This is a genomic window from Gilliamella sp. W8136 (assembly GCF_016101285.1).
GTDB classification, from domain to species: Bacteria; Pseudomonadota; Gammaproteobacteria; order Enterobacterales; family Orbaceae; genus Gilliamella; species Gilliamella apicola_N.
Map to the genome: position 1 here is coordinate 36958 of NZ_JACFQU010000018.1, position 21658 is coordinate 58615.

The following is a 21658-nucleotide window of genomic DNA, read 5'->3' on the forward strand; positions in this document are numbered from 1 at the left end:
CTAAATGTTACACGATTCACTAAGTAAAAAATATTAATCATGTATTTTTTGCTTTAGTTAAAAATGTCATTGATATGGTTTTTAGGTGGTCTTTTTTTTGACTCAATATAATGATTGTTTACTAGTAAATGAAGTCCATTTAGGGCGTCAGTTAGTTTTAGACGCTGATGCGCATTTAACCTGATACTTCGCCTTAAATAGAGGTGATTCACATTTAAATCATTATCTGGTAAACCGATAATTTTCAGTTGTTGTTTAATGGCTTGTCGTTGTTGTTCAAAATTAACTGTGTGAGTACAGTTATTGACAGAACTCCAAGGCGTGCGTTCCGCCCGCAATAAAAATGTATCATTAGTTTTTACGCCACTACTACTATTTTTGGGAACTAGCTTCCATTTAATTAATCGGGTGCAAATAAAAGATGCAAAACCATGAATCGGTGCATAGACCCCTTTAATTTTTTTGATAATTTCTTCATATTGATTAACTTTATCCTCATAAGCAAGCCGGACTTTAATATCCTTGCGTTTGACCAATGGTCCACCTTGATGAGTAGTATAAGCTGCCCAATCACCAATATCGGCCGATGCTAATACTGGATCGATAATATTATTGTCTACTTTTTTATTTTTTAAACGGCGCAGTTCTCGCCATACACTGACAGGTGCCCCCCCTAATTGTTGAAATTGGCGAATCTTCCAGCGGCTGGCCCAAGCAGTAATCGCTTTAGATGATAGCTTTAAGTTTTCGCCTGTTTGCGTATCAATTTCGTTTTCTAGTGCATATCCATCAATATTTTTGGCAATATATTTGGCGATGTAGCCAGTTGCAGATCCTTTTTGTTTATCAATATTTTTAAATTCAAAACGATTGATGGCAGCACCTTTTTCATCCCCATCTTCATCCATCGCATATATCCACATACTATAAAAAGCTTTTTGGATATCTTCTGGACGCATAAAGATTAAAATATGCCAGTGAGGTGTACCGTCATGATGAGGTTCGGCAACCCGAAAACCAAAAAATTGAATATTTTCACGATTTAATTTAGCCCGAATTCGTGACCAAATTTTGCATAAGTAGGCTTGTGTTTCTCGTGGAGTGTTGCCTTGCCAGTTTTCAACAAAGCCACCTTTGGCATGCGCACTGTGATATTTAGCTGGAGCAGTCAAGGTTATAAAAGCACCTTGATAACCTAGTTGATCTGCTAAATCTTCAAAGCCCCGCATGCGTGTCATAAGCTCCACACGCCTTATTGCTGGGTTAGCTATTGATTTATAAACTTGTAAATCTAATGATATTTGTTCACCCGTTTCTGGATTTTCTATCGCCATCTTTTCCAGATATTTTTGATTGCGACGTTTTTGCTCTTGCCATTCCATTTGACAGCTACGACTAGCATAAGGGGATGCCTTTTTTTGTACTTGACCTACGGCAATTGCGAAATGCTCATGTTCAAAATCACGGCGAGTTTTTAATTTACGTTGCCACCATTCATGATTGGTTATTTTAGCTAATGCTTTAATACAATTATCATTGGTTAATTTGTGATTTTTAAAATCATTAAAATAGGGGGGTATAATGTTAATACCACTTAATTCTTTTAAGACTGTTCGATAAAGTTTTTGCTCTAAACTATTGCTTTCAATATGATTAGCTGTCAAACAAAAGGACTGATCTGCAAGACAGGTTTGGATGTGTTTATTCAGATAATTGACTATGTCAACACTTAATTTTGCTAACTTTTTTGTACTCAATGTGGCTAATCGGGCAAATTCCTCGGCAAAATTAATCGATAAGACACTGGGTTTGTCTACTTGATAACGTGCTTTGACTTGCGATAATCTTTCCTGAATATTGCCACCTAAAGTTTGTCGTAAAAAACTATTGGCTTTTTTTCTTCCTTCAACTTGAAAAAGATTAATATATTTATCAGCAAAATAACCAGCTAAAAAATCAGGTAAATCACTAAAGAATTGAGCACGGAATGGGTGGTCTTCTTGATCAACTTGCCACAATTTAATTTCATTATAGCTGATAGATTGTGGCATTTTTTTTTCATAATTAAGTTGAGCTATTGGCGTTCTTGCTAATTTTTTATTAGGTAAATATTGCCCGATATTTTCATAGTAATCACGCATAGCTAATAATAAAGAATGTTTATTTTTAGCAGGAATAAAAGGTAAAGAGAAAGATTGACTGGTCATAAATTCTCGGTAGCAGTTATCGTTTGGCACGCAGTTCTTTTAGATTTTGACAATCGATACAAAGTTGACAACCTTTTAACAATTGTCTACGTTTTTCAGGGATTGGCTCGCCACATTCGATACAATCTATTGCTGATTCGCCGGTAAAGGTTTGGCGATTAGCAAGTAGATTATCAAGTTCAAGCTGAGCCAAATCATTTGCTTGGTCTATAATATCTTTCATTAGGCATTAGTCTCATAGCTTTGATGGCGAAGTTTTTCTGCTTCTTGATAAAGCAATTCATTTACTTCGCTAGCGGTTAAATTCTGATCTAAGATATGACCGCTTATTTGCATTAAGCGATTTATATAAAGGTCACAAAGTCGTTGTTCTGTTTCTTGTTTAATTTTTCCCGATATATTCTGTAGTTTAGATTGAGTAATAGTGCTTGAGTTCATATATTTTTCCTCATCTTGATATTCATTATTGTTTGGTAAAATCTTGTGCTTCACAGTGTGCAAAGACATCCACTATGGCTTGTAAACGGCGAAGTCCTATTTCTAAATTATCTACTTCATTATCATTGAGCTGATCAAAGTTTAAATTGTGTTCTGAATACGACAATCTTGTGTTTAATGATGTTATGCCTGCGGCTGCTAATAACAGTCTTTTTTGTCCTGGCTTTAACCGATTAAAATTGCTGCGAACTAAGCTGCGATGTCCATGAATTAATTGATATAGATGTCTTATATGTTCAAGTTGACGAGATTGTTCAATATCATTCATCGCTCTTCCTTATATAAATATAGTTTGAATCAAAAAAGAGCCATGTCTTTCGAAAAAGGCAAAGGCTTTATCAAATGGTTCGAGTTAGTTTTGGCGATGCTTAACTTGCTTTAATTTAATGGTTTTACCATTACTTTTTTCAATCCAACCATTTGGATTATGTTTATTGGTTTGAATAAAAATAACTAACGGTTGGGTAGTCGATTTTTGACTTAAATAGATAGCCTGGCTCATATTATTGCTCCATCAAATTTAGTTCAGGATTGAATGCTTTCGCCCCTTCAAGCGTAAGGGCGGTCATATTAATTAACGTTGTTGAGCGGTCATGCTTGCCTGTGATTCTTTTTTTTCGCGTTGGGAGCAATCCTTCATGTACATATTTTTTAACAGTACGAGGATTCATGCCCGAAACTCGAGCAAATTCATCAACAGTGACGTAAGGAGCAGAAATAGTGATTGAAATTGTTGTCATCATAGTGCATTATTCCTAACATAAATATGCTTATATGTAATTATGTGTATTTATATGTAAAATTAAACTAAATATAATTTATCATTAAGCAAAGCTTAATGTCAATCATATTTTTATTTATAAATTAACTTAGGCTTAATTCAAGATGAGTATTAATTTTAATTCTGGTGGTGCCAAAGTATTGGATAGAATCATTGAGGCTTATGGGTTTAAATCCAAAGTCGAATATAGCAATTATTTAGGAACATCAGCAGCAAGTTTATCAATCCGCTATCGACGAGATCTCTTTCCTTCCGATCTTGTTGTCAAATGTATGGATGAAACAGGTGCATCATTACAATGGTTAGCGACTGGTGAAGGACAATTTAAACCAGCTGAACAATCTAAAGAAGCGGTTATTTCCGATGAAACTTTAGTTAAACTTGAGCGGTTGGCTAGCCTAAAAGATAAGGGAGCCATTACTGAACAAGAGTTTAGTGAATTAAAAGGACAATTGATTTAGATTAGCAAAGGATTAATTGTACTTATGTCAGTAAGAAAACAACCTAATGGAAAATGGTTATTTGAAAAATATCTCTCTGGTGGTCGTCGAATCCGTAAAAACTTCGCCACCAAAGGAGAAGCATTAGCATATGAAAATTATCTTGAAGAACAAGCAAATCAAAAACCATGGATTAATGAAAAAATTGATAAGCGTCGATTATCTGAATTAATCCAAAGCTGGTATTCGCTGCATGGTCAAACCTTAAAAGATGGTCAAACTCGATTAAAAGCAATGCTTTTTGCCAGTGATTGTATGGACAATCCATTAGCAACAAATTTCACTGCTAAACAATTTACTACTTATCGCCAAAAACGGATTGATGGTGAGATATATCGAACTGATCGCATTAAAACGGTTGCTCCTAGAACAATGAATCTTGAATTAACCTACTTTAAAGCGATGTTTAACGAGTTAATTCGGTTAGGGGAGTGGCAACATAACAATCCACTTGAACGAATACGCCCATTTAAAACAGATGAGCAAGAAATGGCTTATCTTACTAAAGAGCAAATTCACGAACTCCTATTATCTTGTGAGCAAAGTACTGCCATTGATTTAAGTATTATTGTTAAAATTTGCCTAGCAACAGGGGCAAGGTGGAGCGAAGCTGAAAGCCTAAAAGGTACTCAAGTAAAAGATGGTAAAATCACCTACATTAACACCAAAGGCAAACGTAATCGAACCATTCCAATTAGTGACAAACTCTTTAACGAAATTCCCAAAAAGAATGGTAGCTTATTTACCCCCTGTTATTCGGCGTTCCGCTCAGCAATCGATCGTGCAGGAATAGAATTACCAGATCGACAACTAACCCACGTATTACGCCACACTTTTGCCAGCCATTTTATGATGAATGGTGGTAATATTTTAGTTTTACAAAAAATACTCGGCCACACCGATATCAAAATGACCATGCGCTACGCACACTTTGCTCCTGATCACTTTGAAGATGCGGTAAGGTTGAATCCGTTAGAACATGATTAATTAAAGATAGATTGAGTCATTATTATTTCAATAATAATAAACCAAATTAAATAAAAAATGGCGGTAAATTGGCGATCGAAAATGATTTTATAGTGCTTAATATGTTTTTATATGCATAATTAACTAATTGATTAATAACTAAGTTATTGATTTAAAACCTCTATCCAAAAAACTCATAATCGATTGGTCACTGGTTCAAGTCCTATTCGTTTTTTTTGCTTTTTAGTACGATTTTTATTTATATTGTCAGCAATTAAAAATTGGAATGTCTAATATCATAAAAAATCAGAAAAGTATTTTTAAAAAAATAGGTACAATAAATATGAAATTTATTAACTGACATAATTTGTCATTTATGTTGAAGAAACATTCAAGAAGCGATCTCTTTAAGCGAATATAACAATAATCGTTAAATACTCTGAAAGAGTTATCCCCCATAAAACTCGATCAATTTACCATCAATTAAATCTTTTTTTATTATTATCAACTATGATAAGGCTAGTCTATATCCATCCTAATTTTAAAAAACGCAATGATAGACACCTTTATTTTAATGTAAATTAAAACAGTTTTGCTTAAAATATATCGGAACGGATTAATCGGAATAATTTAGTCAGTAAATTACAAAAAAATGTTATTAACTGAAAATAAATATAATAACAGCATTAAATTTAAACAACTTGTTAAAGTTTAATAAATAAAAGCTATATTATTCTCAATAAAAATATATTTTAATTTGGTTATTTTCTATAGGTATATTAATAGGTTAGCATCAAGTAGATAAGGGATAACAAATAGTTTTTTTAAAATAATCTCAACAATAGTCAATAAGCTTTCCAAATCAGGATTCTGTTGAAAATAGTTATATTGAAGTCATTAGGTTTTACAAACATTATTTTCGAAATTCTATATCATTATGTCTCGGCTAGACAATTATTAATCAACGGAACTTTGCCGTTTTATATGGGAAAGTTTTTGGTTTAATAAATTACCATTGTTGTAGCTTGGTGTCTGTGTTTAACACGGGTTAAAGGTGTGATAAGTTTATTGCTAATTGTACTTGAAGTTGAAATTTATCTACTAAATGATGGTAATCTTCAAACATACTTAAATGTTGTGCATTACATACAGATAAATATTTAATATAACATGATAGATTCCATATTTATCAGAAACTAGAACGACAAACACTAGTATTTAATAAGGATGTATTTAAAGGCATGTTTAATATTGAGTATAATCAACAAATGATGAATTTTATATTATTGAGTATTGAGAATTAATTAAACAAGATATGGATGATAGAGGGATTTTAAATGGCAAAATATAGTCTATTAAAAGGGACAGTTAGTCAATTACATGTATTAGACGATCCCAAAGAATTACGTTCGGATAATATTGGTTGGCTAGCTTTATTTGGGTTTATGATTATTGGGGCTTTTGAATTAATTGCTACTATTATTGGTTCATTAACCGCAGATAGTATTACTCTAAAAGGTAAAACTTTTTATTGTTATGTAGGTAAAAAAGAGGTATTAGGGAATATAGAGCATGTTAGTTTTAAAGAAGGGGATTATGTTGAAATGGTAGTTAAGCAAATTGACTCGAACCAATATCAATCCTACGCAGTGCGAATGCCTCAATACCATGCATTATATTTTCCTCGTTCAATCGGTGTACCAACGCTATTAAAATTAAAATTTAGTTCTATTCTTTCAGGTGTGTTGTGTTTATTAGGTTATTTAATAGTATCAATAATTATGTTATTTTTTGTAATTGACGAAGGTTTTTTTTCAATATTTATCGATTTTACAATTTCGGTTTTTATTTCATTTTTATTCCTTTCAATTATAATTTTTATATCAATGGATGGTCGATATTCATTTATTAGTAATAGAATTTTTGCTACTTTAGGTTATTCGAAACCTTGGTTGCATAATTGTGCAGAAGAACATGATCGTTTTAAAAAACTCAATCGCTCAGGCGATCCTGAACTCTATGATGATCCGCAAACTCCAGAATTTGAAAGAATAAAAAAACTAGATCCTAATGCCTGCTATTATTGCCGTACCCCTAACATACCTGATTGGGTAGAAGTAATTGATGAGCGAGAGTATACGCCTAATTTAAAAGACTAAAAAGAATTATCAGTTCAAGATTAGAATAATGGCTAAATATAGTTTATTAAAAGTTACTGTTAGCCAACTATATGTATCTAATGATCCTATAGAGTTACGTTTGGATAATATGGAGATATTAGATTTAATTGAAAGATGATTGTTGTAACTTTTGAAGTAATTGGTGGTATGATTGGTTCGTTAACTTCAGGTAGTTATTTTAAAAGGAAAGATTTCTTTCATTTTATTTCGGTTTATTTTTTAGAGTAGTAGTAATTTAAGCTGCCAATCGAACCAATGAAATCACCCTATTATTACTACTTCAAAAGGCATATTTTTTAATATCAAAATTTTAGTTCTGATATCTCAATTACAGTATTGCCAATAGAAACATTAGAATAATTTTTAAACCTAAATTATGATGTGATTTGCCAATAGTTTTTGAAAAAGTAATCTTGCATGAATATTATAGCCTTATTGATAACGTAGATTATTATTATAAACATTCTTTCTAACTTATTTTTAAAAATAACATTGTCAGTATAGTATTGAGTAAATTTACTTTTGTAACCTATGTTATTTATAAGAATATCTAATTTACTATTTTGATTATTCTAATAATGAATATCTCTACTTTTATATTGATAAAGTTCTTTGTTAATATTATCGTATAAGAGTAAGGCATATTTATTAGGAAATGATCATGATAGAACCACTATCCAATATTATTTTAAAGGCGTTACCTCGCAATAAAAAGGGCGTAATAGGTGCGCAGGTTGAAGTCGATGGTGTTTGTTTTCATGACAAACTGGAAGTTTGTGATTTAAAAGCAGCTTATCTTTATAATAATCGTTATCTTTTATTGTTTGTCATCGATATTGATATGGGACTTTATGACGAAGAGTTGTATATATATTTGCTTGATTCTCAAAGTAAAAAAATAGTTGATCATGTTATTATTGGTGGCCAGCATGGTTGGTTAACACCCAGTATTTTCAAAGTTGGCGATATTAAAATCCTAAATGACAATTCCATAAGTTTTAAATTTATGTTCCCAAATGGTAGCGATGGTTGGATAATTAAACTGTTTAGCAAGCCGATTAAAAGTTTACCTTGGGCTTTAAAATATTCCCCTTTGGTGACATGTCCAGTTTCGTTTAAGCGCTATTTTCAAATCTATCCCAATACATTAGTTAAAGAAAATAGAAAACAAGACAAATAGGATTATTCATAAATATTAAGGAGTAAAAATGCCTTTAATATCTATACAAGATGCCTTAATTAATATTGAAAACATGGCAAATGATTGGTTTTATCTGCCTACTGATTCAAAATCTCGGATACTTGATACAATAGGATTCTTTTGTGAAGATGAGGATATTGACAATAATTACCAGATTAATTTACCTAAGCAAGCTATTGAAGCAAATTGGATACCAACATTAGAAAAAGGCGATATTGAAAGTATTATTGATGTAGCTAACGATCAATTAGATAATCTAACATCAGATGATTTATTTAATTCTTTTGTTTTCTTTTTTGAAAATGATGTTTTTTTACAATATGATGATTAAATTCATCGAATTTTCAATAAATTATTCCTATTGCAAATCGCACTTAAATCCATTACTAAATAAAAATAGATGTTTGCATTTAATGATTCTATAGTCATTTGATTAATAATATCAACAATCAGAACATATTAGCCTAAAGTTTTCAACTTTAAATAAAATCTCCAATTATTTCAGTTTAATGTTAAATCATATTATATTATATGATTTGGTGAGCAAGTACCCAAGAGAGCGGTGTATGAATATAACTAGAATAATTTTAAGGATATATCACTGTGAGAATATATATCTAAATACGATAAGATTTAAACTAATCAATTATCCAAAATGATAGTTATAGTTAATATTAGATCTAAAGTTATTTTGTTATTTTATACTTAAACGTAGGTGTGACCTCAAACTTCTTGGCAAAGTTAGTTATTGGTTTTACGTTATTGTCTAATTAATAATGGAAAATCAAAAAATATTATTTAAAGAATCATCGAATGTTGAAATTGAGATGACTTAAAAAATTGCTAACATTTAAAATAATGACTTTTGTGAAATGGTTAAAATATTAAATAGGTTAAAATTCTTTAATTGTCACATACTATGTCATTTTATTGCAAATAAAAACAAAGAAAAATACATATATATCCAATTTTTATCTTCGATTGTGATAGCTTTCTTGATTATAGAAATGCCAAATCCGATATTGGAAAATCAGTAATTAACTGTTATAAGAAAAATAATACTTTTTATTTAAATGTTCCTTTGTGAACAAAATCCCAATTTTTATGTAAATTCTCAAATTTATGGAACTGCTTTATATTTATTTTCTTGAAAAAATCAAAAACGGACAACATTCACCAAATTTGTCCAAGTTTTCTGTTACAATCAATTCAGTTACAATCAGTTCTGTTAATCACATTGAACGGTGAAAACATTCTCCATCTGATCATTATTATGAAATAAGATCTAATAGACACTCACAATAATATTTTTTAATTATCATCATTAACACTGAAAATGGATTTAGTTATTTATCTGATTTATAATATTTTTTAGGAATGCAAAATAATGCATAATTGAACTATTAATATCAGAATTGAATATGTCATGGGGTGATTACCATAGGAAGTCAAATAGTTAATATTAAAAAGGACACACGAAATGGCATTGATACTTGAGAATAGTCAACAAAAATTAACCTACCAAGATATTATTGAATTCAATCGATTATTTGATGAGAAAATTCCTTCATATTTTCTCGATTTTTTTTATGAATTTAATGGCGGAGATTTTCCTAAAGTGAATGATCATAATTGTGAATATTTGAGTGGTTTTTATAGCATTAAATATGGCCATTCGACTATGACACGAATGTATAATGAATTATTGATTGAAAATCCACAATTGCAATTCATGTTACCTTTTGCTTACGATCACAACCTTGATAGTTATTTAATTTCACTAAAAGAGGACGATTATGGGACTATTTATCGATGGTCAAATGAAGAGCAGGGGATAGCTCATGTTTCTAACTCATTTGATGATTTTATTCAATCATTTGGTCAATTCATTGATGCAGTTGAGATGAAAAAGATGAGTAATAATATAAAAAATCGTTTAGTAAAAACTTTTATCATGGTCGGAGCAATTTTTATTGTTTGGTATCTTTTTTCGAAAAGATAAACAATTAAAACTTATTTAAATTACATAAGATTTTTTATAAATTATCAATGTATTTCAGTAATTGTAGAACGTGACGATGTCACTAAAGGTAAACCTTATCCAGATCCTTATCTTTTGGCAATCAAGCGATTAAATATTCCAGCCAATCATACAATTGTATTTGAAGATTCCTCAAGTGGCGTAAAATCTGCTGTAGCAGCAGGTACATATTGTGTTGGCATTGGGGGAGAGAACTTATTAAGTGTTGGTGCACAATTCACAATTACTGATTTTTCGGCTGTAAAAATTGTAACTCATCCTAATGGACAAATTATGATTAGCTTTGATGACCAGCATCAATTAACTTATATAAATCCATGATAAGCTGCTCAAATTAATTTTTTTGTAAATTAACTATTTTAATAATGCTTAAATAATGAAAATGGTCAAAATTAAACCGTTTCTTAGCTTGATTTATTGCTAGATCAGCGTTTATATATAAAAGTGATAAGTATTGTACTTATCATTCATATTAATTTACTGGAGGAGCTTAGAATGGTACAAAAATTTGCTGCATACGGTAGTGATGCTTCAGCTGGCACTTTTAAATGTGCTGATTGTGGCTATGTATATTCAAACCAGAGTAAAAAATCGTTACCTCCTTGCCCAGATCATAATAAAAAACCTCATAGTAAAAATGGCTGGTATATTATGTCAGGTCAGGGTGATTCTGTTAAAGATCCTCATCCAAATAAGAAATAATCTTTTAGTTATATCTTAAGGTAACCATTGTGTTACCTTTTTTATGTCCTTTATTCAATCAATATAATCACACTTTAATATTTATTATTACACCAATGATCTCTTTGGCATTTAATGCTTTTTCGTTTTATTAGTATTTATTACCACTTTAATAGATAAAATGATTAACAAATATGGTTAAACACATCAAAACAGAGATGACCAAGTATTTATAAATGTGACAATGTCACGTAATAGATAAATTAAAATTTATCTTTTATTTAATTTCATTCTATTTATGAGGTTCAATGCAAAAATGATTGATTAGCAATATTGACTAAAACGACTAATATAAATTTGTTAGATACTCTTTTTTTCTAAAATTTTGTGTATGATAATTAACAAATTTCATTTATATAAATAATAATTATTAAAAATAATTAAAAAAGATAAAATATTACTCTTATTATCTATTGATATAGGTATATCAAAACAAACTTCATCTTACTAAAAAGAGTGATAAAGCAGAATTAAAGGATAAAATAATGAGAAATTTGGTTAAATTAATGGCATTGCTTTCTGGAATTATGGTGTTTTCTCCCGTTTATAGCGACGATGATATACTTTCGGTTGATAAAGTAAGTTCAGCGATTGTCGAGAGCGCAAAAAGTTCCCTATTAGGTAAAAAGGGCAAATTTCCTTTCAAAACAGCAGATGGCACCGAAATTACTAATATTAGCTATAATAGCAATAATATTTTATTTGAATTTAAAATCCCATCCGATAGCCAAACCATACTTGCCCAATACCTTACCGAAGATCTGCGGATAAGATTTAATCAAGAATTTTGCCATAACGATAATTTGATTAATGTACTAAATCATTATGATATTCGTTTTCTATTTCATTTTGAATATACTGATCATCGAATTGTACCCGCAATACTTTCAATGAATGAAATTTGTCCATAAAATAAACTAATTTCAAATAATTAACTGTAAATATTGTTTGAAGATTAACTTATATAGATGATAACGAAAAGTATTGGTTAATGATCAATAAATGGATTTTATATTGAAACGTATAGTTTACCTCAAACTTTTTTACAGTTTTCATTATTTTTTAAAGTAGACTGGATAAAAATGGTGAATATTATTGATTGTTAACCCTAATTTGCGCATTATAAATCATTCTATAAAAGTAATAAAAAAAATAAAAATCAGAAAGTTTTAAAGAGTACTTTTACTATTAATTTTAGTTTTTTATCAGGGCTAAAAGTTAACGATATTTGATTTAATCAGTTAACCGCTCATCCTTAGAAAATGGGCTTTTCAACAGAATGAGAGGTTGGCTGCTTAATCTTATTTCTTAGCTATAAATACTGCCCGCATTGGTGCAGAGTAGCCTTCAATGGTTTTACTTGAATCGTTTGGATCTAAGAAATCAGCTAATGAATCTGATGTCATCCATTCGGTTTTACGTTGTTCGTCCAAACTCGTTACTGATTTATCAACCATCTTAACATCAGAAAATCCGCATTTATGTAACCAATTAATCATCGTTGGAACCGATGGAATAAAATAGACATTTCGCATTTGCGCATAGCGTTCGCCTGGCATTAGAGCTTGATGTAGATCACCATCAATAACTAACGTCTCAAGTACTAGTTGCCCACCATCAACCAATTGATCTTTTAATTGAAATAGATGATCCAAAGGAGAACGTCTGTGATATAACACGCCCATAGAAAATACGGTATCAAACGCATTGAGTTTAGGCAGTTCTTCTATGCCAAGTGGTAATAAATGAGCACGTTGATCGTTACCCAACAATTTGCGAATCGCTTCGAATTGACAAAGGTAAAGCGCCATAGGATCAATACCAACCGCTAGCTTAGCGCCTGCTCCAACCATTCGCCATAAATGATAACCACTATTACATCCCACATCCAAAACTGTTTGTCCTGCAAGATTATTAATATGAGGAATCAATCGTTCCCATTTCCAATCTGAACGCCACTCAGTATCGATATTAATACCATAAAGATGAAAAGGGCCTTTACGCCAAGGCATCATATTTTTAAGCAATTGAGTAATACGTTGTTGGTCACCGATTGAAATCGGTTGTTCACTTTCTACCGTTACACTATTTAATAGATCAATTTGATAAGGTTTAATCGTAGGTAGATGTTTAATACTGTTGAGCCATTGATTAAAGCGGTTATCAATATTGCTTTTTTGCCAATTGGCAAGTTGTGCAGGTAATACTTCAAGCCATTTGCTCAGTTTATTTTTTGCGATAATCTGGTAAAAATCACCAAAATCAATCATTCTTTTTTCCTTTTAATAAAGTAAATTAATGCGTTATTTAATGGCAATGATTGAGCCAAAATTAAAACATTGAAACCAAGTATCAATATGTTTAAAACCCGCATCAGATAGACGTTTTTTATGGGTTTCAATGGTATCAGTAAGCATGACGTTTTCTAGCATGTTTCGTTTTTGACTAATTTCAAGTTCGCTATAACCATTTGCACGTTTAAAGTCATGATGCATATTAAACAGCAGTTCATCAACGGTTGAATCATTAAAACTAAATTTTTCAGATAGAACCAAGATCCCATTAGGTTTTAATGCCTGATAAATTTTATTTAAAACTTGTTGGCGGTTTTCTGGTGTTAAAAATTGTAAAGTAAAATTCAGTACCACCATTGAGGCGTTTTGCATATCAATATTGCAAATATCGTCACAAATCACTTCGACTGGGGTATTGGCTTTATAAGATTCAATATGTCTTTTACAACGTTCGACCATTGGCTGTGAATTATCAACAGCAATAATACGGCAGTTTTTTTCATTGACATTCCGACGAATGGATAGAGTAGCTGCTCCTAATGAACAACCTAAATCATAAATTGTTGAATTGGGTTGTACAAATCTTTCTGCGAGCATACCAATCATGGAAATAATATTTGAATAACCCGGTACGGAACGTTGAACCATATCAGGAAATACTTCAGCAACTTTTTCATCGAATGTCCAATCGCCTAATTTATCAATCGGGGTTGAAAATAATTGATCTTTTTTAATATTCATAAAACATATTGGTGCTATTAAAATAAATTCTGCTATCATAACATTTTTTGACTTGTATTGTTTGGATAATTATGACTATTACAGCTTTCATCGCCATTTCTATAGCTATTATCATTAGTGGCTTAATGGCTGTCTATTTGGGAAAACGATGGCAGTTTTGGTTTAACTTTTCTTTAACAAGTTATTACCAAATTGTTTATTGGACAGTTGTTATTTTGGCTGGGTTATCAATTGTCTTATCAAGGTTATCTGAAAACATTTCAACTTATTGGCTACCACTAATCTTAAATACTGTTTGTGCCATAATGATTTGCAGTGTTTTTATGTCATTAATTTTTGATATAGGGCGTTGGATCAGTAAAAAAAGATTAAAACCTCAATTAGCAACTAAAGTTGTGTATATTCTTGGTGTTTTTTCATTATTTTATTACGGTCATGAAATGGCGATAGAGCCTAGCGTAGTTAACTATCAAGTTAAAATTGATAAAAGGGCAAAGGTCAATAAACTGCGTATTGTGCAATTGAGTGATATTCATATTAATGACATGACTTCTTCTGATAGAATTCAAGACATGGTTGATAAAGTAAATCAACTCAATGCAGATTTTATTGTAATTACTGGCGATACTTTGGATAGACGGTTACAACCTTTTACTGAAAAAGGTTTTGATAAACAATTTCAGCAATTTAAGTCAAAATATGGAACCTATATTATTTTTGGTAATCATGAATATTTGAATATTAAAGAAGAAAATAATCATGAACAAGATATTATCAATGCTTTTAAACACGCTGATATGAAAGTTTTAAAGGATGATGTCGTTTATCTTGATAACGTAGGTATTACTTTCATCGGTCGGGATGATTTTTCTTCATCGAATTATGATATTAAACGAGCATCATTGTCAGATTTAATCATGTTTTCTAATACCGACGAACCGATTATCTTGTTAGATCATCAACCACATGATCTCAATGAACCTGCAAATTTAGGTGTCGATTTAATGATTTCTGGGCATACCCATGCTGGGCAAGTATTTCCCATTAACCTTATTGAAAAATTAATCTATAAAAATAATTATGGAATATATAAAAATACAAAACAGCATTTTACCAGTATTGTAAGTAGTGGATTTGGTTTTTGGGGACCTCCAATTCGCTTAATGACATGTTCTGAAATAGTCGTCATTGACGTAACATTTGATGAAAAACCCACTGAGTTCTTTAATTTTTCTATGTAGGAATTTAAACTTTGTCTTATCAATATATAGTTAATAATGAGCAATTAATTGATTATTGTTCAAAAATCGGAAACAGTACTGCTTTGGCTTTGGACACTGAATTTGTTCGTACACGAACGTTCTATCCTCATTTAGGACTTTTACAAGTTTTTAATGGTGAGCACGCAGCGCTCATTGATCCGATTAATATTACTGATTGGCATGCTTTTTTAAGCATTTTAAGTAATCCTAACATTGAAAAGTATTTTCATTCCTGTAGCGAAGATCTTGAAGTTTTTTTTCATAAGTTCGGCTCTATTCCAACACCTATCATTGATAGCCAAATCTTGGCTTCATTTTTGGATAATCCACTAAGTAGTGGTTATGCAAACTTAGTTAATAAATATTTACAGGTGGAACTCGATAAAAGTGAAACGAGAACTGACTGGCTAAAGAGACCATTGACGAATAAACAATGTGAATATGCGATTAATGATGTATTGTATTTGTATCCTTTAGTCAATATTTTAAAAGCACAATTAACCTCAAAAGGATATTTAGAAGCAGCCTATCAAGAGAGCCAAATGGTTGTCGCCCGTAAATGTGAAACAATAGATCCAAATGATGCTTATTTGAATATCAAAAACAGTTGGCAATTAAAAGGGCGAAGTTTAGGACAATTATATAAATTAGCCAGTTGGCGTTATAATTTAGCGAAAGAACAAGATTTAGCATTGAATTTTGTTGTACATGAAAAGACATTATGGAATATTGCCCGATACTCGCCAACTTCATTAGCACAATTGGGTAATTTAGGCTTGAAAGGGAAAGAAATTCGTTTATATGGACAGAAAATATTAAATATTTTGTCAGAACCTATTCCGGAATTATCGCCGATTTGTAGGGTGACGAGTTACCCTAATTACAAAAAAATTAGTGATGAATTAAAACTTATCGCCCAAGATATATGTTCTCATACTGGATTGAATCAAGATTTATTACTTTCACGGCGATTAATTAATCAATATGTAAAATGGCAAGCAGATAAAAATGGAAGCCAACCAGAACTGTTATCTGGTTGGAGAGAGCCTTTATTTAGACCATATGGCTTATAACTTTTATAAATATTGGTAATGGGCGTTTTAAGCAAGCTCACTTAACATTGATTCAACAATCAATGATGATTGAGCTGCAGCTACTTTCAAAAAAGATTGGAAATCAACAGCAGATTCACTATCCCCATTATCCGAAATTGCACGAACTACCACAAATGGCGTCTTATATAACCAACAAACATGACCGATTGCCGCAGCCTCCATTTCAACCGCAATTGCGTCAGGGAAAGTTTGCCTTATTCTTTCTAAATTAGATTTACCATTTATAAAAGCATCACCACTACCAATTGATCCTTCAACTGCATTAACACCATGTTTTTTAATGCAAGTTTTGGCTAATAACTTATACTTTGAATCGGCTTCAAAAGCAACAGGACAACCGGACATTTGTCCAGGCTTATAACCAAAAGCGGTTAAGTCAACATCATGGTAAAATACCTCTTTTGACACAATAATATCGCCAATATTGAGTTCAGAAGAGAGTCCTCCTGCTGATCCCGTATTGATTACAGCATCAACTTTATAATTATTTAATAATAAAGTAGTACCAGATGCCGCAGCTACTTTACCAATACCAGATTGCAGTAAAACAATTTCACAATTTGCGATTTGGCCAAGATGAAAGTCGAATTCTAAATGGCGTTCTACATGGTAATGGGTTATTTTGCTTTTAAGTATAGCAACTTCTTCTTCCATTGCGGCAATAATGGCAATTTTCATTTGATCCTCTTGGTTTACAATAAGTAACTTGAATTTAGTTGTGCTATCATAATTGCTATAAACAAACTTGACAATATTTGAATATAACGGAGCAAACAAAGTTGCAAACGATTTTTATTACGGGTTGTTCTAGTGGGATTGGCTTAATTTCAGCGATTGCCCTTAAAAAACGTGGATATCGTGTCATTACCTCATGCCGTAAAGAAGCTGATCAAAAAAAACTCATGGAGCAAGGATTTGAATGTGTTCTGCTTGATTTAGATAATCCTGAGTCAGTTACTCATGCGGCACAAGAGGTATTGGCATTAACAGAAAGTAAATTATATGCATTATTCAATAACGCTGGTTTTGGTGTTTATGGGCGATTAAATACGATAAATCGTGAGCAGTTAGAATCACAATTTTCTACCAATTTTTTTGGTGTGCATCAGTTGACTCAGCTACTATTGCCGGCCATGTTATCACAAAATGCAGGTCGAATTATTCAAACAAGTTCAATTGTTGGTATTATAGCTACACCAGGTCGAGGCGCATACAGTGCAAGTAAATATGCTTTAGAAGCTTGGTCTGATGTATTACGATTAGAATTGAGTAACACAGGTATTAAAGTTTGTCTAATTGAGCCGGGGCCATTAAAAACTTATTTCTCTAATAATGTTAATCAAACAGAAAAAGAAAATATTGTTAAAAATCCGCCGATTGCAAAACGTTTTACTCTTCCTCCTGAAGCTGTTTTGCCCTATTTGTTTCATGCGTTAGAACATCCGAAACCCAAAATACGTTACAGGGTAACAAAAGTAACTAAAATTGCAGCCATTGCTAAACGTTTGCTTCCAGATAGATTAATGGATAAAATTTTAAAGAACAAATAATAACTCATCATATTACTAGGACATATTATGCAAAACCAATTCATTTTTGATGTTAATGAGCAAAATATTCAAGAGGTTATAGAAATCTCTTCTAAATATCCAGTGTTGTTTTATTTTTGGTCTCCTAGAAGCCCAAATTATGAAGCAATGACACAAACATTAACTAATTTAGCAAATGAATATCCTGGGCAGTTTGTATTAGCCAGTGTAAATTGTGATGAGCAGCAGATGTTAGCTGCACAATTTGGTTTACGCGCTATCCCAACTGTTTATTTATTTCAAAATGGACAACCTATTGATGGTTTTCAAGGTCAACAACCAGAAGAAATGATTAGAGCGTTTTTAGAGAAAGTTCTACCAAATGAAGATGAACTTAAATGGATTGAAGCACAAAATTTGTTTAATGAAGCCAAATATGAACAGGCTTTACCATTATTAAGACAAGCATGGAAAACATTAACCGATCATTTAGGTAAACCAAGAACAGATATCGCCTTAATGTTAGTTAAAGCTCAAATAGAACAAAAACAGCTTAGTGAAGCTAAAGAGGTATTAGCAACAATTCCTCTGCAAGATCAAGACTCTGATTTTCATGGATTGCAAGCTGAAATTGAATTGCTTGAGCAAGCAGCCAATTCGCCTGAACTTCAACAATTACAAGCTGAACTTGCCAAACAACCTGATAATGTAGAACTTATGATTCAATTATCATCACAATTAATGCAAGTAGGGCGACATGAAGAAGCACTAGAATTGTTATTTAAACCATTAACCCATGATCTAAATGCTGGGGATGGACAGGTGAAAAAAACATTACTAGATCTGCTTGCTGCTCTTGGAACAAGTAATCCTTTAGCAAGTGCTTATCGCCGTAAACTTTATACACTTTTATATTAATTTTTATGAAACCAAAGTATAAACGATTTTGGCTACGCATGTTAATGTGGTTACTTTCTATATTGAGCCTTGATTGTTATTCTCATCAACTATGGCAACCTTATATTAAAATTTTGAAAGAAAAAATATATAAAAGTAAAGTTGATGAATTAAACAAGAAATTAGAGGAAAAAAACTCGAATCTAAGAGTATTGGATAAATTTTGAGAAATGAGGAGATTCAACAATAATAAAATTGTTGAATCTTTCTCTATTTAATGTTCAATAATTCGTGGAAAGTCTTCATTGCTACGCAATGTTAAAATTTCAACACCATTATCCGTCACTAAAAGGGTGTGTTCATATTGAGCAGAAAGACCATGATCTTTAGTTTTCACTGTCCAGCCGTCTTTCATTGTGCGTGTTCGCCAATCACCAGTATTCACCATTGGTTCAATGGTAAATGTCATTCCTGATTTCAAAATCACACCACCATCATCAGCATCGTAATGCAGTACTTGCGGTTCGTCGTGATACACTTCGCCGATACCATGACCACAATATTCACGGACTGATGAAAAACCAAATTTATCAACATATTTTTGGATTGTCTTACCAATTTCTTTTAAACGAATACCAGGTTTGATAATTTTTATTGCTTCATATAAGCTTTGTTGGGTAACTTGGCAAAGTTTTTCTCCAGCAACAGTGGGTTTACCCGCTATGTACATTCGGGACGTATCACCATGATAACCATCTTTAATAACAGTTACATCAATATTTAAAATATCGCCATCTTTTAATTTTTTATCAAAACTTGGAATACCATGACAAACGACATCATTGATTGAAATACAAGTAGTATGTTGATAACCACTATAACCAATATTGGCAGGTATAGCTTTTTGAACATTAACAATATAATCGTAACAGATTTTATCAAGCTCACCAGTACTAATACCTGGTTTTACATAGGGTTCAATCATTTCTAATACTTCAGCAGCAAGTTTTCCTGCTACACGCATTTTTTCAATTTCAGCGGGGGTTTTTAATTTAATAGACATTAGAGTGTTCCTGTAATTTTCATGGCAATATCCTATCATATACCATTGTTTCGTCAAATCATCGCGATTAATAAATTAGTTGTGTGAATTAAATACCTAATTTTTTTGTAAAGAAGTTTCAGGTTAAGGGTACGTTTTAGTATAAAATTGAAAACTAATATTTATTAGCATGGTTTAAGTATATAATTATTGATTATAAATAAAGGTTATATAGTGATGCAATGTAGTTATTATCAACAAAATAAATGTTCATCTTGTCAGTGGATTGACTATTCTTATCCAACTCAACTTGAAATTAAACAAAATGAAATTTTAGAACAATTAATTCCTTTTAAACCATTAGATGTTAAATCTCCATTTGCGAGTCGCGAGGCAGCTTTCCGTAATAAAGCTAAAATGGCTGTGCTTGGAACCGTTGAAAAACCAGTATTAGGTATTCAAAATGCTGATGAAACTGTTGATTTGTGTGATTGTCCTCTTTATACCCACAGTATGCAAAGCATCCTTAAAATAGTTCGTAGTTACATTCGGAAACAGGGTTTAGTTCCTTATAATATCAATAAGCGAAAAGGCGAATTGAAATTTGTAATTATCAACGAGAGCGTCAGTGCAGGCGAACATAAATATATGTTAAGGTTTGTTGTAAAATCAGATAAATTCGTTAAAAAAATCAGAGATACCTATAAACAGTTGCAAGAGAAGATTCAAAATTTACTTGTTGTTTCAATTAATATTCAACCTAAGCATGCAGCAATTTTAGAAGGTGAACAAGAAATTGTTCTAACTCATAATGCTTTTTTACCTATGACATTAAATCATATTCCACTGTATATTAAGTCCAAAAGTTTTTTTCAAACGAATACTTATATCGCGGAAAATCTTTATAAAACAGCAAGCGAGTGGGTTGCAACTCTGCCAATTAACTCTATTTGGGATCTCTTTTGTGGGGTAGGCGGGTTTGGTTTGAGTTGTGTCAATAATGCCGCATCAAATGGTATTAAATTAACAGGTATCGAAATTAATTCTGATGCTATTGAGTGCGCATCAAAAACAGCAAATACTTTAGATTTTAAACATTTGACATTCAAATCACTGGATGCAACACAGTACGCCATTGCAACGCAAGATATACCTGATTTAGTTTTACTTAATCCTCCTCGTCGTGGAGCAGGTAAAGATTTGATGCAATATTTAGAAAATGTTAAACCAAACTATATTTTATATTCCAGTTGTAATTTGACTTCGTTAACCGAGGATCTAACCTTTTTATCCAATTATCAAATAGTAAAGGTTCAACTATTTGATATGTTCCCTCATACATCACATATGGAAATTTTAGTTTTATTAGCGAAAAAATAATTAATTCTATTTTGATTAGTCGATAATGGCTAATCAATTTTCTATTTGTGATTTGTTATAAATTTTTTAGTAATAACAATCTCATTTTGATAACTCAATTTTACTTAGCTGTCCCTCGATAATAAATCTAAATCTCGTTATCTCATTTAATATTAAAAACGTTCAATATAAATACTAATGATAATCATTATTAAATGTTAGTAATAATTATTATCATTGATCGCTTTAAGTAAATTTGTTAGATTAGCGCAATAAATATGATAAACATCAAATATTGGAGCAA

The 21658-nt window shown here is 31.4% G+C and carries 24 protein-coding genes; 14 read left to right on the forward strand and 10 right to left on the reverse strand.

Annotated elements, in window-relative coordinates:
- Window positions 1-53 precede the first annotated feature (53 nt).
- The 6 genes from H3T96_RS12365 to H3T96_RS12390 form a co-directional block, all read right to left on the reverse strand.
- On the reverse strand, window positions 54-2207 hold the full coding sequence (locus tag H3T96_RS12365) for a replication endonuclease (protein WP_198248663.1): 2154 nt from the start codon (window positions 2205-2207) through the stop codon (window positions 54-56).
- Between the two features lie 16 nt (window positions 2208-2223).
- Window positions 2224-2430, reverse strand: coding sequence for a TraR/DksA family transcriptional regulator (locus H3T96_RS12370; protein WP_086327301.1), 207 nt, complete (start codon window positions 2428-2430; stop codon window positions 2224-2226).
- Window positions 2430-2645, reverse strand: a complete 216-nt coding sequence (locus tag H3T96_RS12375; protein WP_172398368.1) for a DUF2732 family protein — start codon at window positions 2643-2645, stop codon at window positions 2430-2432. The genes H3T96_RS12370 and H3T96_RS12375 overlap by 1 nt, the downstream gene beginning before the upstream one ends.
- Window positions 2646-2670: 25 nt before the next feature.
- Window positions 2671-2973: a hypothetical protein gene (locus H3T96_RS12380; protein WP_086327299.1), complete on the reverse strand. Its 303-nt coding sequence runs from the start codon at window positions 2971-2973 to the stop codon at window positions 2671-2673.
- Between the two features lie 84 nt (window positions 2974-3057).
- Window positions 3058-3207 carry a hypothetical protein gene (locus tag H3T96_RS12385; protein WP_172398367.1) on the reverse strand — a complete coding sequence of 50 codons (150 nt, stop codon included), beginning with the start codon at window positions 3205-3207 and terminating at the stop codon, window positions 3058-3060.
- Window position 3208: 1 nt separating this feature from the next.
- The gene (locus H3T96_RS12390; protein WP_025315541.1) at window positions 3209-3448 is read right to left on the reverse strand and encodes a MerR family transcriptional regulator; all 240 of its coding nucleotides are present in this window, start codon (window positions 3446-3448) and stop codon (window positions 3209-3211) included.
- A 142-nt stretch (window positions 3449-3590) separates the two neighbouring features.
- Between H3T96_RS12390 and H3T96_RS12395 the strand changes: the two genes are divergently transcribed.
- The 9 genes from H3T96_RS12395 to H3T96_RS12435 all read left to right on the forward strand — a co-directional run bounded on the left by H3T96_RS12395 (window position 3591) and on the right by H3T96_RS12435 (window position 12026).
- Window positions 3591-3947 (forward strand): helix-turn-helix domain-containing protein, encoded by a 357-nt coding sequence (locus H3T96_RS12395; protein WP_086327590.1) that lies wholly within the window; start codon window positions 3591-3593, stop codon window positions 3945-3947.
- Window positions 3948-3971: 24 nt separating this feature from the next.
- Complete coding sequence (locus tag H3T96_RS12400) at window positions 3972-4973, forward strand: tyrosine-type recombinase/integrase (RefSeq protein ID WP_144092975.1); 1002 nt, start codon at window positions 3972-3974, stop codon at window positions 4971-4973.
- A 1316-nt stretch (window positions 4974-6289) separates the two neighbouring features.
- Complete coding sequence (locus H3T96_RS12405) at window positions 6290-7111, forward strand: hypothetical protein (RefSeq protein ID WP_144092973.1); 822 nt, start codon at window positions 6290-6292, stop codon at window positions 7109-7111.
- Between the two features lie 682 nt (window positions 7112-7793).
- Window positions 7794-8312 (forward strand): hypothetical protein, encoded by a 519-nt coding sequence (locus H3T96_RS12410; protein ID WP_039129112.1) that lies wholly within the window; start codon window positions 7794-7796, stop codon window positions 8310-8312.
- Window positions 8313-8340: 28 nt separating this feature from the next.
- Window positions 8341-8664, forward strand: coding sequence for a hypothetical protein (locus H3T96_RS12415; protein WP_144092971.1), 324 nt, complete (start codon window positions 8341-8343; stop codon window positions 8662-8664).
- Window positions 8665-9813: 1149 nt separating this feature from the next.
- Complete coding sequence (locus H3T96_RS12420) at window positions 9814-10335, forward strand: SMI1/KNR4 family protein (protein ID WP_144092969.1); 522 nt, start codon at window positions 9814-9816, stop codon at window positions 10333-10335.
- A gap of 60 nt (window positions 10336-10395) precedes the next feature.
- On the forward strand, window positions 10396-10695 hold the full coding sequence (locus tag H3T96_RS12425) for an HAD family hydrolase (RefSeq protein WP_370545736.1): 300 nt from the start codon (window positions 10396-10398) through the stop codon (window positions 10693-10695).
- A 174-nt stretch (window positions 10696-10869) separates the two neighbouring features.
- Window positions 10870-11076: a hypothetical protein gene (locus H3T96_RS12430; protein WP_025315619.1), complete on the forward strand. Its 207-nt coding sequence runs from the start codon at window positions 10870-10872 to the stop codon at window positions 11074-11076.
- Window positions 11077-11600: 524 nt separating this feature from the next.
- Window positions 11601-12026: a hypothetical protein gene (locus H3T96_RS12435; protein ID WP_144092965.1), complete on the forward strand. Its 426-nt coding sequence runs from the start codon at window positions 11601-11603 to the stop codon at window positions 12024-12026.
- A 390-nt stretch (window positions 12027-12416) separates the two neighbouring features.
- On the opposite strand, the gene cmoB is transcribed toward H3T96_RS12435, so the two are convergent.
- Complete coding sequence (cmoB, locus tag H3T96_RS12440; protein ID WP_144092963.1) at window positions 12417-13385, reverse strand: tRNA 5-methoxyuridine(34)/uridine 5-oxyacetic acid(34) synthase CmoB; 969 nt, start codon at window positions 13383-13385, stop codon at window positions 12417-12419.
- Window positions 13386-13418: 33 nt separating this feature from the next.
- Complete coding sequence (gene cmoA / locus H3T96_RS12445) at window positions 13419-14150, reverse strand: carboxy-S-adenosyl-L-methionine synthase CmoA (RefSeq protein WP_198248664.1); 732 nt, start codon at window positions 14148-14150, stop codon at window positions 13419-13421.
- A 71-nt stretch (window positions 14151-14221) separates the two neighbouring features.
- Between cmoA and H3T96_RS12450 the strand changes: the two genes are divergently transcribed.
- Together H3T96_RS12450 and rnd are read left to right on the forward strand one after the other, a co-directional pair.
- Entirely contained in the window at window positions 14222-15391 is a 1170-nt protein-coding gene (locus H3T96_RS12450; protein ID WP_144092959.1) for a metallophosphoesterase, read from the forward strand.
- Window positions 15392-15402: 11 nt separating this feature from the next.
- Complete coding sequence (gene rnd, locus H3T96_RS12455) at window positions 15403-16485, forward strand: ribonuclease D (RefSeq protein ID WP_144092957.1); 1083 nt, start codon at window positions 15403-15405, stop codon at window positions 16483-16485.
- 27 nt (window positions 16486-16512) lie between these two features.
- On the opposite strand, the gene H3T96_RS12460 is transcribed toward rnd, so the two are convergent.
- Window positions 16513-17205, reverse strand: a complete 693-nt coding sequence (locus H3T96_RS12460) for a 5'-methylthioadenosine/adenosylhomocysteine nucleosidase (protein ID WP_144092955.1) — start codon at window positions 17203-17205, stop codon at window positions 16513-16515.
- Window positions 17206-17306: 101 nt separating this feature from the next.
- Here H3T96_RS12460 and H3T96_RS12465 point away from each other — a divergent pair, with 101 nt between their 5' ends.
- Both H3T96_RS12465 and H3T96_RS12470 read left to right on the forward strand, forming a co-directional pair.
- Window positions 17307-18077 carry an SDR family oxidoreductase gene (locus H3T96_RS12465; RefSeq protein WP_144092953.1) on the forward strand — a complete coding sequence of 257 codons (771 nt, stop codon included), beginning with the start codon at window positions 17307-17309 and terminating at the stop codon, window positions 18075-18077.
- Window positions 18078-18104: 27 nt separating this feature from the next.
- Window positions 18105-18974 (forward strand): co-chaperone YbbN, encoded by an 870-nt coding sequence (locus H3T96_RS12470; protein WP_144092951.1) that lies wholly within the window; start codon window positions 18105-18107, stop codon window positions 18972-18974.
- 253 nt (window positions 18975-19227) lie between these two features.
- Here the strand turns inward: H3T96_RS12470 and map are convergent, their stop codons facing one another.
- Window positions 19228-20016, reverse strand: a complete 789-nt coding sequence (gene map / locus H3T96_RS12475) for a type I methionyl aminopeptidase (protein WP_065737055.1) — start codon at window positions 20014-20016, stop codon at window positions 19228-19230.
- Between the two features lie 216 nt (window positions 20017-20232).
- Here map and rlmC point away from each other — a divergent pair, with 216 nt between their 5' ends.
- Window positions 20233-21375 (forward strand): 23S rRNA (uracil(747)-C(5))-methyltransferase RlmC, encoded by a 1143-nt coding sequence (gene rlmC / locus H3T96_RS12480; RefSeq protein WP_144092949.1) that lies wholly within the window; start codon window positions 20233-20235, stop codon window positions 21373-21375.
- Window positions 21376-21658: the final 283 nt, after the last annotated feature.

Coding starts and splice junctions, on each gene's coding strand:
- H3T96_RS12470 (WP_144092951.1), top strand. CDS start 18,105: ATGCAAAACCAATTCATTTTTGATGTTAATGAGCAAAATATTCAAGAG.
- H3T96_RS12380 (WP_086327299.1), bottom strand. CDS start 2,973: ATGAATGATATTGAACAATCTCGTCAACTTGAACATATAAGACATCTA.
- rlmC (WP_144092949.1), top strand. CDS start 20,233: ATGCAATGTAGTTATTATCAACAAAATAAATGTTCATCTTGTCAGTGG.
- H3T96_RS12390 (WP_025315541.1), bottom strand. CDS start 3,448: ATGATGACAACAATTTCAATCACTATTTCTGCTCCTTACGTCACTGTT.
- H3T96_RS12450 (WP_144092959.1), top strand. CDS start 14,222: ATGACTATTACAGCTTTCATCGCCATTTCTATAGCTATTATCATTAGT.
- H3T96_RS12395 (WP_086327590.1), top strand. CDS start 3,591: ATGAGTATTAATTTTAATTCTGGTGGTGCCAAAGTATTGGATAGAATC.
- cmoA (WP_198248664.1), bottom strand. CDS start 14,150: ATGAATATTAAAAAAGATCAATTATTTTCAACCCCGATTGATAAATTA.
- H3T96_RS12460 (WP_144092955.1), bottom strand. CDS start 17,205: ATGAAAATTGCCATTATTGCCGCAATGGAAGAAGAAGTTGCTATACTT.
- H3T96_RS12415 (WP_144092971.1), top strand. CDS start 8,341: ATGCCTTTAATATCTATACAAGATGCCTTAATTAATATTGAAAACATG.
- H3T96_RS12385 (WP_172398367.1), bottom strand. CDS start 3,207: ATGAGCCAGGCTATCTATTTAAGTCAAAAATCGACTACCCAACCGTTA.
- H3T96_RS12435 (WP_144092965.1), top strand. CDS start 11,601: ATGAGAAATTTGGTTAAATTAATGGCATTGCTTTCTGGAATTATGGTG.
- H3T96_RS12365 (WP_198248663.1), bottom strand. CDS start 2,207: ATGACCAGTCAATCTTTCTCTTTACCTTTTATTCCTGCTAAAAATAAA.
- H3T96_RS12375 (WP_172398368.1), bottom strand. CDS start 2,645: ATGAACTCAAGCACTATTACTCAATCTAAACTACAGAATATATCGGGA.
- H3T96_RS12430 (WP_025315619.1), top strand. CDS start 10,870: ATGGTACAAAAATTTGCTGCATACGGTAGTGATGCTTCAGCTGGCACT.
- H3T96_RS12405 (WP_144092973.1), top strand. CDS start 6,290: ATGGCAAAATATAGTCTATTAAAAGGGACAGTTAGTCAATTACATGTA.
- H3T96_RS12400 (WP_144092975.1), top strand. CDS start 3,972: ATGTCAGTAAGAAAACAACCTAATGGAAAATGGTTATTTGAAAAATAT.
- H3T96_RS12420 (WP_144092969.1), top strand. CDS start 9,814: ATGGCATTGATACTTGAGAATAGTCAACAAAAATTAACCTACCAAGAT.
- cmoB (WP_144092963.1), bottom strand. CDS start 13,385: ATGATTGATTTTGGTGATTTTTACCAGATTATCGCAAAAAATAAACTG.
- H3T96_RS12370 (WP_086327301.1), bottom strand. CDS start 2,430: ATGAAAGATATTATAGACCAAGCAAATGATTTGGCTCAGCTTGAACTT.
- H3T96_RS12410 (WP_039129112.1), top strand. CDS start 7,794: ATGATAGAACCACTATCCAATATTATTTTAAAGGCGTTACCTCGCAAT.
- map (WP_065737055.1), bottom strand. CDS start 20,016: ATGTCTATTAAATTAAAAACCCCCGCTGAAATTGAAAAAATGCGTGTA.